At 71.8% G+C, this 13,797-nt stretch carries 12 protein-coding genes; 8 read left to right on the top strand and 4 right to left on the bottom strand.

Features of this window, described 5'->3' with window-relative positions:
• The first annotated feature begins 6 nt into the window (after nucleotides 1-6).
• Both ACWEFB_RS22150 and ACWEFB_RS22145 read left to right on the top strand, forming a co-directional pair.
• Nucleotides 7-1,149 carry a glycoside hydrolase family 26 protein gene (locus tag ACWEFB_RS22150; RefSeq protein ID WP_452288130.1) on the top strand — a complete coding sequence of 381 codons (1,143 nt, stop codon included), beginning with the start codon at nucleotides 7-9 and terminating at the stop codon, nucleotides 1,147-1,149.
• 45 nt (nucleotides 1,150-1,194) lie between these two features.
• The gene (locus ACWEFB_RS22145) at nucleotides 1,195-3,354 is read left to right on the top strand and encodes a hypothetical protein (RefSeq protein ID WP_452288128.1); all 2,160 of its coding nucleotides are present in this window, start codon (nucleotides 1,195-1,197) and stop codon (nucleotides 3,352-3,354) included.
• Here ACWEFB_RS22145 and ACWEFB_RS22140 read toward each other — a convergent pair.
• On the bottom strand, nucleotides 3,328-4,506 hold the full coding sequence (locus ACWEFB_RS22140; protein WP_452288126.1) for a cobalamin biosynthesis protein CobQ: 1,179 nt from the start codon (nucleotides 4,504-4,506) through the stop codon (nucleotides 3,328-3,330). The two genes, ACWEFB_RS22145 and ACWEFB_RS22140, sit on opposite strands and share 27 nt — an antisense overlap.
• A 258-nt stretch (nucleotides 4,507-4,764) precedes the next feature.
• Here ACWEFB_RS22140 and ACWEFB_RS22135 point away from each other — a divergent pair, with 258 nt between their 5' ends.
• From ACWEFB_RS22135 to ACWEFB_RS22115, 5 genes are all read left to right on the top strand, one after another.
• Nucleotides 4,765-5,904 carry a hypothetical protein gene (locus ACWEFB_RS22135; RefSeq protein WP_452288124.1) on the top strand — a complete coding sequence of 380 codons (1,140 nt, stop codon included), beginning with the start codon at nucleotides 4,765-4,767 and terminating at the stop codon, nucleotides 5,902-5,904.
• Nucleotides 5,905-5,921: 17 nt separating this feature from the next.
• Nucleotides 5,922-6,554 carry an alpha-ketoglutarate-dependent dioxygenase AlkB gene (locus ACWEFB_RS22130; RefSeq protein ID WP_452288122.1) on the top strand — a complete coding sequence of 211 codons (633 nt, stop codon included), beginning with the start codon at nucleotides 5,922-5,924 and terminating at the stop codon, nucleotides 6,552-6,554.
• 154 nt (nucleotides 6,555-6,708) lie between these two features.
• Nucleotides 6,709-8,850: a M14 family zinc carboxypeptidase gene (locus ACWEFB_RS22125; RefSeq protein ID WP_452288120.1), complete on the top strand. Its 2,142-nt coding sequence runs from the start codon at nucleotides 6,709-6,711 to the stop codon at nucleotides 8,848-8,850.
• Nucleotides 8,851-8,954: 104 nt separating this feature from the next.
• Nucleotides 8,955-9,650 (top strand): fasciclin domain-containing protein, encoded by a 696-nt coding sequence (locus ACWEFB_RS22120; RefSeq protein ID WP_452288118.1) that lies wholly within the window; start codon nucleotides 8,955-8,957, stop codon nucleotides 9,648-9,650.
• A 59-nt stretch (nucleotides 9,651-9,709) separates the two neighbouring features.
• Nucleotides 9,710-10,015, top strand: coding sequence for a DUF6582 domain-containing protein (locus ACWEFB_RS22115; protein ID WP_326557717.1), 306 nt, complete (start codon nucleotides 9,710-9,712; stop codon nucleotides 10,013-10,015).
• Nucleotides 10,016-10,103: 88 nt separating this feature from the next.
• Here the strand turns inward: ACWEFB_RS22115 and ACWEFB_RS22110 are convergent, their stop codons facing one another.
• Nucleotides 10,104-10,892: a CbtA family protein gene (locus ACWEFB_RS22110; RefSeq protein ID WP_452288116.1), complete on the bottom strand. Its 789-nt coding sequence runs from the start codon at nucleotides 10,890-10,892 to the stop codon at nucleotides 10,104-10,106.
• Nucleotides 10,893-10,909: 17 nt separating this feature from the next.
• Nucleotides 10,910-11,137, bottom strand: a complete 228-nt coding sequence (locus ACWEFB_RS22105; RefSeq protein WP_404515928.1) for a CbtB domain-containing protein — start codon at nucleotides 11,135-11,137, stop codon at nucleotides 10,910-10,912.
• 244 nt (nucleotides 11,138-11,381) lie between these two features.
• Between ACWEFB_RS22105 and ACWEFB_RS22100 the strand changes: the two genes are divergently transcribed.
• Entirely contained in the window at nucleotides 11,382-11,951 is a 570-nt protein-coding gene (locus tag ACWEFB_RS22100) for a histidine phosphatase family protein (protein ID WP_452288113.1), read from the top strand.
• A 9-nt stretch (nucleotides 11,952-11,960) separates the two neighbouring features.
• Here ACWEFB_RS22100 and recQ read toward each other — a convergent pair whose 3' ends face one another.
• Entirely contained in the window at nucleotides 11,961-13,796 is a 1,836-nt protein-coding gene (recQ, locus tag ACWEFB_RS22095) for a DNA helicase RecQ (protein WP_452288111.1), read from the bottom strand.
• Between the last annotated feature and the right edge of the window lies 1 nt (nucleotide 13,797).

Here is a 13,797-nt window from a genome sequence, read left to right as displayed (position 1 = left end):
CGGGCGATGCTGAGGCTGACGCTACCGCGCGTACTGGTCGCGCTGGTTGCCGTACTCCTGTTGACGTACGCGTTCGCGGTCGCGCCGCGAACCGCGGACCGGTGGGGTGGGGGAGTCGGCGCGGACGTGGCGGCGACGACGCGACCGAGCGTCTCCCCGCCGACGCCTCCGAAGGAGCCGGAGCTGTTCCCACCGGCGGGCAAGACGTTCATCGGCGTCATGACGCACGAGGGACCGTACAACTTCAAGGCGGTGGACGCGTTCACCAAGGCCGCGAAGCGCCAGCCGCAGGTGATGCTCTTCAGCGCGGACTGGGCCTCCGGCAGGTTCGACCGGTCGCTGTTCGACCGGATCAGCGACCGCGGCATGATGCCGATGCTGGCCTGGGAGCCGTGGGACTACCGGATCGACGAGAAGGCCCGCAAGCAGGGCCTGCGGTTGCGGGAGATCGACGAGATCCGGTCCGACCAGCCGACGTACCGGTTGGCCCGGATAGCCTCCGGTGACCTCGACGACTATGTGCTCTCCTGGGCGGAGGGGATCAAGTCCCTCGGTTACCCGGTCGCCCTCCGGTTCGGACACGAGATGAACGGCGACTGGTACCCGTGGTCGGAGGCGACCAACGGCAACCGGGCGGGCGACTACGTCAAGGCCTGGCGGCACGTGCACGACCTGTTCCGTACGGCCGGGGCCACCAACGTGACCTGGGTGTGGAGTCCGAACGTCCAGTGGGACGAGTCGACGCCCCCGCTGAAGTCGCTCTACCCCGGCGACGCCTACGTGGACTGGCTGGGACTCTCGGGCTACTACGGCACCGGCTACTTCTCCGACTACCGGAACTTCGACGAGATCTTCGGAGACACCATCGAGGAGTTGCGTACCTTCAGCGAGCGGCCACTGGTCATCACCGAGACGGCGGCCGCCGACGACAACGGTCGCAAGGTCGAATGGATCAAGGAGACGTTCCGGCTGCTGCCGAAGCACAGGGACATCATCGGGGTCATCTGGTTCGAGGTGGACAAGGAACTGGACTGGCGAATCGTCAGTTCGCGGGCGTCGGCCACCGCGTTCGCCCAGGCCGTCGCCGCCCCACGGTACGACCTGCGCTGGTCACCCGAGATGGTCCCGCGCGGCGAGGTCGACGACTGACTCCCCACGCACACTCCCCCGTACGGGGTGGGTCAAGATGGCGCCATGACCATCCCGATCGACCATCCGCGGGTTCACGGGTACGACCGGACCATCGTCATCGTCCGAGGCGACGTGCTCCCGTCCGAGCTCCTTCCGGCCAGGCTGCCCCGGGAGGCCGACCGGCACACGGTCATCGTGGCGGCCGACCCACCGGTGGAACTGGCCGCTCTGATCGAGTTGCTCGCCCGGCACCTTCCGGTCCGCTGCGAGTCGATCCGACTCGTGCTCTCCGACGCGGGTCAGCCGGGGGTCGCCCAGGTCATCGCGGACCAGCTACGGATCGAGGTGCTCGCCCCGACCGGTCCGGTGATGCTGCTCCGGACCGGCATGCTGTTTGTCGTCGACGGGACCTGGTGGTGCTTCCGGCCCGGCGAACCGGCCCAGCGGGAGGGCGCCCGGCATCCGGCGCCCGACTGGCAGCGGCTGCTGCCGCCGACCCCGCGACCCGTCCCGGCCGGACTGCGGGTCACCGCCATCCCCGCCGGACTGTGGGTGCACCAGGCGGAGCCGTCCACACCGGACCTGACGGCCACGGTCCTGTCCGTGTTCGTGGACCCCGAGCAGCCGACCGTGGTGATCGGCCGTCCCGGTACGCCCGCACTCCCGCCCGAACCGGTCTACGACCTGCTGGAGTCGTTGCCCCGGCAGCTGCGTCGCCGGCTGATCCTGGTGCCGTACGGCGCGGAGAGCGTGACCGCCGACACGGTCGGGGAGTGGTTGGCGGCGCGTACCGGGGGCACCGTCGAGGTGCTGAGCGGGGTGGCCGACACCGACTCCGACGGCGCCACGGTCCGTACCACGGTCGACGCGAGCGGAGAGCGCGGCTGGCGGCCGTTCGCCCAGCGGCTGGTGTACCGGGCCGGGGCGACGCCGCAGGTGACGGAGTGGCGCCGACCGCTCCCGGACGTGCCGGGCACCGGGGGGATCCAGCGGATCGACGAACGCTGGGCGGTCGAGGTGGTCCGCAGTGGCCTCTGGCTGCGCTCGGTCGCACCGGATCCGGAACAGGACCTGGTCCGGCGCCTGCCGGTCGACGCCAACCACCCGTTGCTGGTGCTCGGTGCCGCCGTGGTGGCGGCGCCGACGGAGGCGTGGTCGGCGATCGACACGGTGGTGCGGGCCCTGCCGGCGACCGTCACCGGTGCGCTGCGACTGGTGGTGACCAGTCCGCCGGACACCGCCGCGCCGGCCTGGACCGCGCTGACCGCCCGCTTCGGGCCGCTGCTGGCGGTGGTCGGACCGGGGCACCTGGTCGAACTGCCCGCACCGGGAACGACTCCGGACGCGGATCCCGAGGCCCCCCCGACGGCCGATGATTCCTCGCCGGACGGGGTGCCGGTGGTGGAGGCGCCGGTGGTGGCTCGGGAGTCGCGTGGGCCGGGCCTGGCGGGCGGGCAGCTGCCCGCGCAGGACGGTGGCCTGCGGGCGGGGCGACTGGTGGTGGCGGACAGCGCGGATCCGTTGCCGGTGCCCGGCCGGCACAGCGATCCGTCGGAGCGGCAGGTGCTGCGCGAGCTGCTCGGCGACCGCTATCCGGGGTACGCCGAGATCGTGACGCGTTCGCCGAGGGGTCCCGGGGACGGCCGGGACGGGGACGCCGTACTGGCCGACCTGGTCACGGTGGTCGCGTTCGTCGACGGTGACGAACTGTTCGACACCGAGGGCCAGGACCATGCGGTACGCCGGGAGGTGGCCTCCTGCCTGCACAGTGGGCTGCTGCGGCTGCCCGTACAGCCGGGACCGGTCTTCGCGTCCTGGGCGGTGGCGGGGGAGCCCGTCGAGGGCGGGGTGCTCGGTGCCGCTGACGTACTGGCGGCGGAGGTGTCCCCGTACCGGTGGGAGTCGGGTGCCCCGGCGCTGGCGGTCTGGTCGACGGCCGGGCGGCAGACGGCCGGCGTGACCCGGGCCGGGCGTGAGTGCGTACTCTTTCCGGCCGGCACCCGGTTCCGGGTGGTCGGTCTCGACCACCTCGACCGCCCGGAGCCCGCGTTCGTGCTGCTGCGGGAGCTGGGATCCGGTGAACCGGCCGACGGACCGGACACGGCGGAGGCCGAGGCGGCCGACCGGCGGGCCCGCGAGGGGCTCCGGCGCGCGGTCGAGGCGGTACGCCGAACCGTCACCGCCGCCGGTCGGCCCTCAGCTCTGGTCGCGGATGGCGAGTGAGTCGACGATCGAGCTGCACGCCATCAGCCAGGCCCGGCGGGTGGGGATGGCGAGTGCGTCGAACTCGATCCGCCCGCCGGACCGGATGAGCCGGTCGTACGGGATGACCACCACGTCCCGGACCACCTTGCGGTACCGCTCCACGATCTCGTCGAGGAGTTCGGTGTCCGGTTTCGGGTCGGCGCAGGAGACGACGGCGACGGCGTTCTCGGCCAGGTCGGCCCGGCCGGTCCGGATCAAATGGTCGAGCATCCACAGTCCGCTGTCGGCGACGTCGCGTTGTACGGTGGTCGGCACGACCAGGCAGTCCGCGACGGCGGTCGCCGACTGCCAGTTCGCCGACCGGATGTTGTTCCCGGTGTCGACCACGATCAGCCGGTAGAACCGGCACAGCGCGGTCCAGAGCTTGGTGAACGCCTCGTCGTCGATGATCTCCATGCTCCCGGCGGCGTCATCGGAGGCCAGGACGTCGAACCGCGCGCTCTGCGGTCGCAGGTACGCCGACAGCCGCCCGACGCTCGCCGTGGTGGCGAGGAACTCGTCGATGTTGTGCAGGAGGTTGATCACGGTCTGTTCGTGGGTGGCGGACTCGGCCCGCATGCCGAGGGTGCCCCGGGTCTCGTTGTTGTCCCAGGCCAGGGTGTAACCGCCCCGGTGGAAGCCGAGGGTCGCCGCGGCGAGCAGTGCGGTCGGCGTCTTCGCCGCCCCGCCCTTCGGGTTGGCCACCACGACCGACATGGTCCGGCTGAACGGGCGGAGCAACCGGCGGCGGGCGGCCCGGTGCACCAACTCGTCCCTGGTCGCGATCAGGTTCAGGGTCCCGCCGCTGAACCGGTTCGCCCGCCCGCGCCAGCCCCACTCCGCCCTGGGCTGCCCCGGCTGGCTCGCCGGGATCCCCTCCAGCGGGGCGGGTGCGGTGGCGGGACCGTCCGGCGCGGTGGGTGGTTGCCGGGGCGCCTGCCAGGCGAGGCCGGCCGGTGCCGGTCCGGTGGGAAAGGGTACTGCCGCCGACTCCGTCGGGCCACCGGCGGCGGGTGCCGGCTCCGGGGTGCGCGACTTGTGCGGCGTGGACGCGGGCTCCGGGACGCGCGACTGGTGCGCTGCGGACGCGGGCTCCGGAGTGACGGGCTGGTGCGCTGCGGACGCGGTCATGACGGATCTCCCTGTCGATCAGCCGACGCTCGGTGCTGCCGCCGACCGGGGCAGTCGAATGGCGGGACTGTACGTGAGTCGGGCCGCGGATCCCATGGTGGAAAAACCGGTCCGGCGGGCCGCGCCGGTTGCACCGCAGGTGGCCGGGGGAGCGCGGCGGGACTTGGGAAATGTCACCTGAACCAGAGCGGCCTCCGCTCCGTAGTCGCTTCGTACGTTCGCCCGGTGCGGGCACTCGGCGGGGTGGGGAGGACGGTCGTGGCGGCAGGTGCGGAAGCGGACGCGCGGGTTCGGTCACGGCTCGACGGGTTGCACGGGTTGCTGCTCCGCCTGGCCGGTCGACTGCCCGACGGACTGGTCGCGCAGGCCCGGCAGTGGTTGGCCGAGGGGAGGTCGGTCGAGGTGGCGCAGGCGGTGGTCTTCGGCACGATCGCCGGCCGGGTCGCCGTCACCGAGGCGGACGTCAGCCTGCTCACCGGTGTGCTCGCCGACGCCGGTGAGGAGACCGAGGCGGTGGACGACATACCGCGCGGGACTCCGGCGCCGCTCCTGCACTACCGGTTGGCACCGTACGACCCGACGGTGTCGGCGGAGCCCGGTGAGCGGGTGCCGTACCCGCCGAAGCCGACCGGGCGGTACGATCGGTCCGGCAGGCGCGATCCGGTCGACCTCGCGCTCACCGGGGCGGTACCCGACCGGATCCCCGGCGTACGGGCGCTTTGGCGGGTCTGGTCGTTTCCGGACCGGGCCACCCGGTGGCCGCCGCCCCGCCGGATGTACCTGGTGCAGGTCGTCGGCGACGGTGGCGCCGACCTGCCCGGCGTGGCCGCCGCGGCGCAGGCCGTGCTCCTCGCCGCGGGGGAGCGCGACCCACGGGTCGAGGTGTTCGCCGACCCGGGCGGGTTGCCCGAGTACCAGCGCACCGCCCTGGGTCGGGCCGCACTGCTCTGGGCCGCCGCGCCGCCACGGCCGATCCGGTTCGCCCGCGACGGGCACACCACCACCGGTGCGGGGCCCGGCGGCGACGGGGAGCGGCTCGACGCCGACGAACGGAACCGGGTGCTGGGCTACCTCGACTCGGGTACGCCGTTGCTGCTCACCCCGGACCGCGCCGAGGACCCGCTGGACCGGGCCCGGGGTCCGGTGGTGCCGACGAACGTCCGTACGGACGGGTCGTGGATCTGGACCGACGCGGTCTCCTACCACCTCCGCGAGCACGCCCTGACCCCCGAGGAGGACCTGCTCGCACACGTTCGCCGCAACAATCACGTGATGCCCGAGGTGGACCCGGTCGAGCTGCACCGGGCACGGGCCGTACTCGACGCGCTCGCCTCGGGGGAGTCGGCGGTCGCCGGGGGGTGCATACCGGGTACCCCGTTCGTACGCCTGTTCGATTGAGGCGTACGCTGACCGTCATGGCGCACGGCGTTTACCAGCCATCGATGCTGGACACGGCACCCACGGCGAGCCTCGGCCGGCTGGCCGGGGCGGTCCGGCGGCACGAGCTGACCCGTGGTGCCTGGGTCGATCACCTGCCCGGCTGGGTGCAGGGCTCCGACCTGGTGCTCGCCACGTTGCTGGACGACGTCGACTGGCGGGCCGAGCGCCGCCGGATGTACGACGGGCAGGTCGACGTCCCTCGCCTGCTGCGCTGGTACGCCGGCCACGAGACGCTGCCGCACCCGCTGCTGACCGAGGCCCGTCGCCGGCTCACCGCGCACTACGCCCCGAAGCTGGGGGAGCCGTTCGTCACCGCCGGGATGTGCCTGTACCGCACCGGCCGGGACAGCGTGGCCTGGCACGGCGACACCCAGGGGCGGTCATCGCACCAGGACACCATGGTCGCGATCGTCTCCTTCGGCACGCCCCGCCCGCTGCTGCTGCGGCCGAAGGGCGGCGGGGCCAGCCTGCGTTTCCCGCTCGGGCACGGCGACCTCGTGGTGATGGGCGGCTCCTGCCAGCGCACCTGGGAACACGCGATCCCGAAGACCGCCCGCCCGGTCGGGCCGAGGGTCAGCGTGCAGTTCCGCCCCGAGGGTGTCGCCTGATCCTCAGTGGATGACGGCGCATTCGCGCCCACGCGGATCCGGAGCGATCGAACCTCAAGAATTGCTCAAGATCTTGCGTCATCAACTGAAGTCGATCATGATGGCCAGCACTGCTGTCCCTGATCAACTGCGCCTTCAACACCCTGGAGGTTCCATGCGATACAGACGACCAACGGTAGCCGTCCTGTCCGGTCTACTCGTTGCCACCCTCGGTACCTTCACCGCCCCGGCGGCCGCGCTGGGTAGTCCGAACTCGACCCGGCTCACCGCCCTCGCCGCCGAGGAACCAAACCAGGTACAGGGCCTCGCCGTCGCGCAGGCCGACGGTTTCGCGACGCTGACCTGGACCCCGGTTGCCGGCGCCACCGACTACCAGATCGAACGCACCCTGGTGGACGGCGGCGACACCGCCACCGGTCCGGCCACCGTGGTCGGGGTCTGGCGCCCCAACCGCCAGATCAACAACGAGAAGCCCACGTTCGCCGACGCCGGATTCAACCCCGGCGACCGGTTCCAGTGGCGGGTACGGGCCCGGTTCGGCACCGAGGTCCAGCCGTACTCGCTGCCGGTCTCCGGCACCACCACGGCACCCTGGGGCGACCCGGCCGTGACCGGCGAGAACCTGCGTACGCAGTGGGAGACCACCAAGGCCGCGCAGTACACCAGCGACGTCAACGAGTACGCGTACACCGCGGCCGTCGACGAGCTGAGCGAGCGGGTCCGGGTGGTGGAGATCGGGCGTACCGTGCTCGGTCGGCCGATCAACATGTTCGTCATCGGCTACCCCACCCCGCCGGCCACCGCGGCGGCCGTCGCGGCGACCTCGCCCCTGTCGATCAACTGCAACGTGCACGGCGGTGAGCCGGGCGACCGCGAGGCGTGCCTGATCATGGCTCGCAAGCTCGCTTTCAGCAAGGATTCCCGCACGCTCGACCTGCTGTCGCACACCACCGTGCTGATCGTCCCCACGATCAACGGTGACGGCCGGGCGGCCAACACCCGGGGCAACTCCACCGGGCAGGACCTCAACCGGGACTACTCGCTGATCCGCCAGCCGGAGACCTTCGCGTTCGTCCAGATGCTGCGCGAGTACCGGCCGGTGGCCGGCTACGACGGCCACGAGTTCGGCAACTCCAGCGCCGGTGACCTGCCGATGCTGCCGCCACGGCACCAGAACGTGGCGACCTCGATCTTCAACGAGTCGCAGCACATGATCGAGGGCCACATGTACGAGCAGGGCGCCAAGGACGGCTGGTGGCCGTGCCCGTACGGGTGCGCCAACGGTGGCAACGTGGGCCTGGGCGAGGAGACCATCCTGCGCAACACCCTGGGCCTGAAGAACGTGGTGAACTCCCTGCTCGAGCTGCGCAGCTCCGGTGGCGCCACCCGCCCCGACGAGGGCAACACCGCCAACAACCGGCGGCGCAAGTCGTACTCGGCGATGTGGACGTTCAACCAGTTCCTCGACTACCACCGGGCGAACCTGCCGGCGATCAAGCAGGCCCGGACCGAGGCGATCAAGTTCCAGACCTCGAACAGCAGCCGGATCGTGTTCCGGGGATCGCACCTGATCCCGGCCCACCCGGCACCGCACCCGGGGGAGAGCCCGCCGGTGGCCGACGCGCCCGGTCCGGACCAGATCCTGGACACCGCACCGTGCGCGTACAAGCTCACCGAGGAGCAGTACAACGGGGCCCGCACGGACGGTCCCGGCGGCGTCGGCACCACCGTCGCCCAGCGCATCCGGGCGCACGGCTGGAAGGTCGTCAAGAGCGGTGACGCGTACTTCGTGCCGCTGAACCAGCCGGAGCGGGGCCTGATCCCGTTGCTGCTCGACGCCCAGGGCGCCGAGGAGTTCGTCGGCGGCGAGCGGGTCTACCCGACCGGCTCCGGCCGGTACAACGGTCCGCTGGTCGTCTCCGGCTTCACCTGTCTGGCCGACGGCACCGTGAACGGCCCGGTCACGGTCCGCCCCGGCGCGACCCTCGTCGCCACCGGGACCACCATCAACGGGCCGGTCAGCGCCGCCGGTGCGGCCGGTGTCTTCCTGACCGACAGCACCGTACGCGGTCCGGTTTCGATCTCGGGCACCACCGGTGCGGTCAACGTGGTCAACGTCAACGTCTCCGGCCCGGTCAGCCTCGCGGCCAACGGCACCGGCGTCGATGTGCCACTGCTGGCCGGCAACTCGGTCAACGGTCCGTTGAGCTGTGCCGGCAACAGCCCGGCGCCGATCAACCTGAACCTCGCCAACACGGTGCAGGGTCCGAAGTCGGGCCAGTGCGCGGGGCTGTGACCCGGCTCCACCGAGCACACTGACACACCGGTGAACCCGTGCCGGCGGGTCGGGTCCCACGCCCGGCCCGCCGGCACGACCGTACCGAGAGGCAGGAGATCATCGTGTCCGAGCCAACCGTTCCGCTCCGCACCCACGGCCGCCCGGCCCGGCGTACGGGCGGTGCCCGCCCGGTCACCGCGCTTCGGTCCGCCGGGCTGAGCCTCCTGCTGGTCCTTACCCTCGCGGCCTGCACGAGCGCCGACGACCGGGACACGGCGACAAGCGGCGACAGTACGGCGGTCGCGGTGACCGGGCCGCTGTGCGACGTGCTGCCCGCCGGCACCGATCCGGGCAACCCGGCCTCGCTGGTCGGCGAACCGGTCGACGTGGCGTTGCAGTGGATCCCCGTGCTGACCACGTTCGAGTCCGCGCTGCGGGCGTCGGGCCTGGCCCCCGAACTGCGGGGCCGGGCCGGCCTGACCATTCTCGCCCCGACCGACGACGCGTTCCTGGCCAAGTTCAACGAGGACACGCTCGACGCCCTGTTCATCGAGCGCAAGGACGACCTGCGTGCACTGATCGAGGCCCACCTCGTCGACGGATCGCACTCGCTGTCCGACCTGGTCGACGCCGGTACGGTGACCACCCTGGACGGGACGAAGGTCGAGGTCACCGCGTCCGGGACGATGGCCCGCGTCGCCGGCCAGGCGGACACCCTGTGCACCGACTACCGGGCCGGCAACGCCCGGATCCACATCATCAACAAGGTCCTCGGCAAACTCCCGACCGACGCCGACGGCCGGGGACACCGGGGCTGACCAGCGCTGGGATCGGCTCCGGCGGGTGTAGTTCGGCTCCCCGTGGGTAGGGGGAGGGCATGAAAACCACCTGGAAGCCGCACGAGGAGCACGGCACGCTGTCCAGCAAGACGAAGCGGGAGCTGCCGGATTCGGTCTTCGCCTTTCCCGACAAGCGCAAGGAGCCGCTGGTCGACGCCGGCCACGTACGCAACGCGGTGGCCCGGTTCGACCAGGTCCAGGGCGTCACCGACGCCGAGCGGGAGCAGGCCTTCGCCAACATCCGCGCCGCCGCGAAGCACTACGGCGTCGACATGGCCGAAACCAACTGGCGCGAACTCGGCAAGCTGCCGCACACCCCGAACCCGGCCCACAGCCGAGGCTGACTTTCCGGGACGCGGCGATCCGGCTCCGGTCCCCGCTCGACGGGTTTTCATGCCCGCCGAGCGGAGTCGACCGTGTCCGTTTCCGGCGTCAGACCGTGACCGTCTCGCCGACGCCGCGTCGGGCGGCGCTGGCGCGTACCCGGCGTTCGGTCAGGGCGCCGAAGAGCAGGCCGAGGGTGGCCCAGGTGACGAACTGGGTGCCGAGCGAGGCCAGCCGGAACTCCCACAGCACCAGGGCCGGGAAGCCGTCGGGGACCTCGTTGATCGACGGGAGTGCGAGCTGTACGACGGTGATGAACACCGCGTACGCGCCGACCGCCAGCAGGGTGGCGTTCCATGCCCCGTACTGCGGGTGCAGCCAACGACCGAGGTAGAGGGCGAGCAGCCCGGCGGCGACCGCGATCACGATCATGAGGAAGTACAGGACGGTCCGTTGGCCGAGGGTGTCCGGGTTACCGGTGGCCGGCGGGTTCGCCGGGTACTTCAGGAACGGCACCAGGGCCACCGTGACGAAGCCGGCGAGTCCGACCAGTGCGGCGGTGGCACGGGGTGGGAACCGTCCGATCCGGCCGTACGCGACCGCGAAGGCGAGCGCGAACAGGCCGCCGAGCGCCACCCCGTACACCAGGGCGGCGGTGGCCAGCCCAATGGTGCTCTGCACGGTGCGGCTGACCAGCTCGGGTTCGGCGGCGTCGGTGTGTGCGGCATCGGCCGCACCGTGTGACGCGGCGTGGGCGGCGGCACCGGCGGCGGACTCGAAGTCGATGGCCTGCCCGACCGGTCCCTCACCGAACAGGGTGGCGAACAGGTACGCGGCGACACCGGCGGCGAGGCCGACCAGCATCCCACGGATCAGTAGTGAGCGAGCGGAGAGCACGTGGGTGTCCGGCCGGCTCAGTGGCAGGGGAAACCGAGCAGGTGGCGTCCGTCGTGGACGAACTCGTGCACCGTTTCGCCGGAGATCAGCGAGGTCACGCCCTGTTCGGCGCCGACGAAGTAGAGCAGCACGACCGCCAGCACCGCGCCGAAGATCGCCCAGGGGAGGATCTGGCGCAGCGGGATCGGTGCCGGCACCGGCACGGTCACGGCGGTCGGGGTCGGCAGTGCGGATACGTTTGCCATGGCAAACCTCCTCGGGATCACGCGTCCCATAGTGGTATCCGTGACGGTGGAGGGTCTGACTTCCGGACTGCCGCACGGCGGAGAACGGTTACAGTGGCGCGACCGTGCCGGGATCTCACCGGCTTCCTCCCACCATCACGCTGTGGACCGGACGCTACGGGCGGCGGCGCCGGGGTGTCAACCTGCGCGGGCATCGTGTGCGCCACGTCCGACACCATCCATGGCGAGGAGATCGACACCGGCGATGACGACCCGACTGATCCTGATCGCGCACGCACCGACGGCGGCGGTCCGCCGGGCCGCCTTCCCGGTCGACGAACCGTTGGACCCGCACGGGTTGGCCGATGCCACGGCCGCCGCCGGCTCACTGCCCCGCTTCGACGCCGTGCTCTGCGCCCCGGCCCGTCGGTGCGTCGAGACCGCGGTCGCGCTGGGCCTGGTTCCGACGGTCGACGAGGGGCTGCGTGACGGCGATCTGGGCCGCTGGGCCGGGAGCACGCTCGACCGGGTCGCGGCCGACGAGCCGGAGGCGGTGGCTGCCTGGCTGACCGACCCGGCCGCCGCGCCGCACGGTGGGGAGAGCCTCGCCGATTTGCTCGCCCGGACCGGCGACTGGCTGCGTGACCTGGACGGCTCCACCCGTACGGTGGTCGCGGTCACCCATCCGATGGTGATCCGGGCGCTGGTGGTCAACGCGATCGCGGCGACACCCACCTCGTTCTGGCGGATCGACATCTCCCCGCTCACCCGTACCGTGTTGCGCGGGGGCGCGAACCGGTGGAGCCTGCGCGGTCTGTCCGAGCCGCTGGACTGACCTGCGCCGCTATTCGGCGAGGGTGTCCAGGATCTGCTGGCCGTACTTCGCCAGCTTGTTCTCTCCGACGCCGCTGACCCGGCCGAGGTCGGCCAGGGTGGCCGGCACGTCGGTCGCGATCTGGCGCAGGGTCGCGTCGTGGAAGATGACGTACGCCGGCACGCCCTGCTCCTTGGCGGTCGCGCCCCGCCAGGCCCGGAGCCGCTCGAACAGCGGGGCGGCGGCCGGCGACAGCTCGGCGGCCGGGGCTCCGGCACCGCGAGGCTTGGCGCCGCGGGAGGTGGCGGTCCGCTCCGGTTCGCGTCGCATCATCACCGTACGTCGCCGACCGAGCACCTCCGCGCTGGCCTCGGTGAGCACCAGGGTGCCGTACTCGCCCTCGACCGCGAGCAGTCCCTGGGCCAGCAGGGCTCGGACCACCCCGCGCCATTCGGCCTCGCGCAGCTCTGCGCCGATCCCGAACACGGTCAGCTCGTCGTGGCCGTGCTGGGCGACCTTCTCCGTCTTGCGGCCGAGCAGGATGTCGATCGACTGGCCGGCACCGAACTTCTGGTTCCGCTCGCGGTGCAGCCGGAGCACGGTGGAGAGGAGCTTCTGGGCCGGGATGGTGGCGTCCCACGACTGGGGCGGGGTGAGGCAGGTGTCGCAGTTGCCGCACGGCTCGCTCTGCTGACCGAAGTAGGCGAGGATCCGGACCCGCCGGCACTCCACCGTCTCGCAGAGGGCCAGCATGGCGTCGAGGTGCCCGGCGAGCATCCGGCGGTGCGCGGCGTCCCCCTCGGAGCCGTCGATCATCTTGCGTTGCTGGACCACGTCCTGCAGCCCGTACGCGAGCCAGGCGGTCGACGGCAACCCGTCCCGGCCGGCCCGGCCGGTCTCCTGGTAGTAGCCCTCGACGGACTTGGGCAGGTCGAGGTGGGCGACGAAGCGTACGTCGGGTTTGTCGATGCCCATGCCGAACGCGATCGTGGCGACCATCACCAGGCCGTCCTCGCGCAGGAAGCGCTTCTGGTTCGCGGCTCGGGTCGAGGAGTCCAACCCGGCGTGGTACGGCAGCGCGGCGATGCCGTTGCCGACCAGGAACTCGGCGGTCTTGTCCACCGAGGCCCGGGACAGGCAGTAGACGATCCCGGCGTCACCGGGGTGTTCGGTGCGCAGCAGGTCGAGGAGCTGCTTGCGCGGTTCCTGCTTGGCCACGATCCGGTACTGGATGTTCGGCCGGTCGAAGCTCGCCACGAAGTGCCGGGCGTTCTCCAGGTTCAGCCGGGTGGCGATCTCGGCGTGGGTGGCCGGGGTCGCGGTCGCGGTCAGCGCGATCCGGGGTACGGTCGGCCACCGCTCGTGCAGCATCGACAACGCCAGGTAGTCGGGCCGGAAGTCGTGACCCCACTGGGCCACGCAGTGCGCCTCGTCGATGGCGAACAGGGCGATTTTGCCCCGGTCCAGCAGCCCGATCGTGCCGCCGGAGCCGAGCGCCTCCGGGGCCAGGTACAGCAGGTCCAACTCGTTGGCCAGGAAGGCCGCCTCCACCTGCCGCCGGGCGGCGTAGTCCTGGCTGGAGTTGATGAACCCGGCCCGTACCCCGAGGTTGGTCAGGGCGTCGACCTGGTCCTGCATCAGCGCGATGAGCGGCGAGACGACCACCGCGACACCCTCGCGGACCAGCGCCGGGATCTGGTAGCAGAGAGACTTCCCGCCGCCGGTCGGCATCAGTACGAGCGCGTCCCCGCCGTCGACCACCTGGTCGATGATCTCCTGCTGGTTGCCCCGGAAGGCGTCGTAGCCGAAGACCCGCCGGAGCACCTGCAACGAATCCGTGGTCCGCACCTGCGTCGGGGAAGCCATC

It is taken from the genome of Micromonospora sp. NPDC004704, assembly GCF_053601675.1.
This window is presented reverse-complemented; position numbering and strand designations above follow the sequence as displayed.

What these genes read in the sequence shown, in the direction of transcription:
- ACWEFB_RS22150 (WP_452288130.1), top strand. Translation starts at nt 7, where the DNA reads ATGCTGAGGCTGACGCTACCGCGCGTACTGGTCGCGCTGGTTGCCGTA.
- ACWEFB_RS22145 (WP_452288128.1), top strand. Translation starts at nt 1,195, where the DNA reads ATGACCATCCCGATCGACCATCCGCGGGTTCACGGGTACGACCGGACC.
- ACWEFB_RS22140 (WP_452288126.1), bottom strand. Translation starts at nt 4,506, where the DNA reads ATGACCGCGTCCGCAGCGCACCAGCCCGTCACTCCGGAGCCCGCGTCC.
- ACWEFB_RS22130 (WP_452288122.1), top strand. Translation starts at nt 5,922, where the DNA reads ATGGCGCACGGCGTTTACCAGCCATCGATGCTGGACACGGCACCCACG.
- ACWEFB_RS22125 (WP_452288120.1), top strand. Translation starts at nt 6,709, where the DNA reads ATGCGATACAGACGACCAACGGTAGCCGTCCTGTCCGGTCTACTCGTT.
- ACWEFB_RS22115 (WP_326557717.1), top strand. Translation starts at nt 9,710, where the DNA reads ATGAAAACCACCTGGAAGCCGCACGAGGAGCACGGCACGCTGTCCAGC.
- ACWEFB_RS22105 (WP_404515928.1), bottom strand. Translation starts at nt 11,137, where the DNA reads ATGGCAAACGTATCCGCACTGCCGACCCCGACCGCCGTGACCGTGCCG.
- ACWEFB_RS22100 (WP_452288113.1), top strand. Translation starts at nt 11,382, where the DNA reads ATGACGACCCGACTGATCCTGATCGCGCACGCACCGACGGCGGCGGTC.
- recQ (WP_452288111.1), bottom strand. Translation starts at nt 13,796, where the DNA reads ATGGCTTCCCCGACGCAGGTGCGGACCACGGATTCGTTGCAGGTGCTC.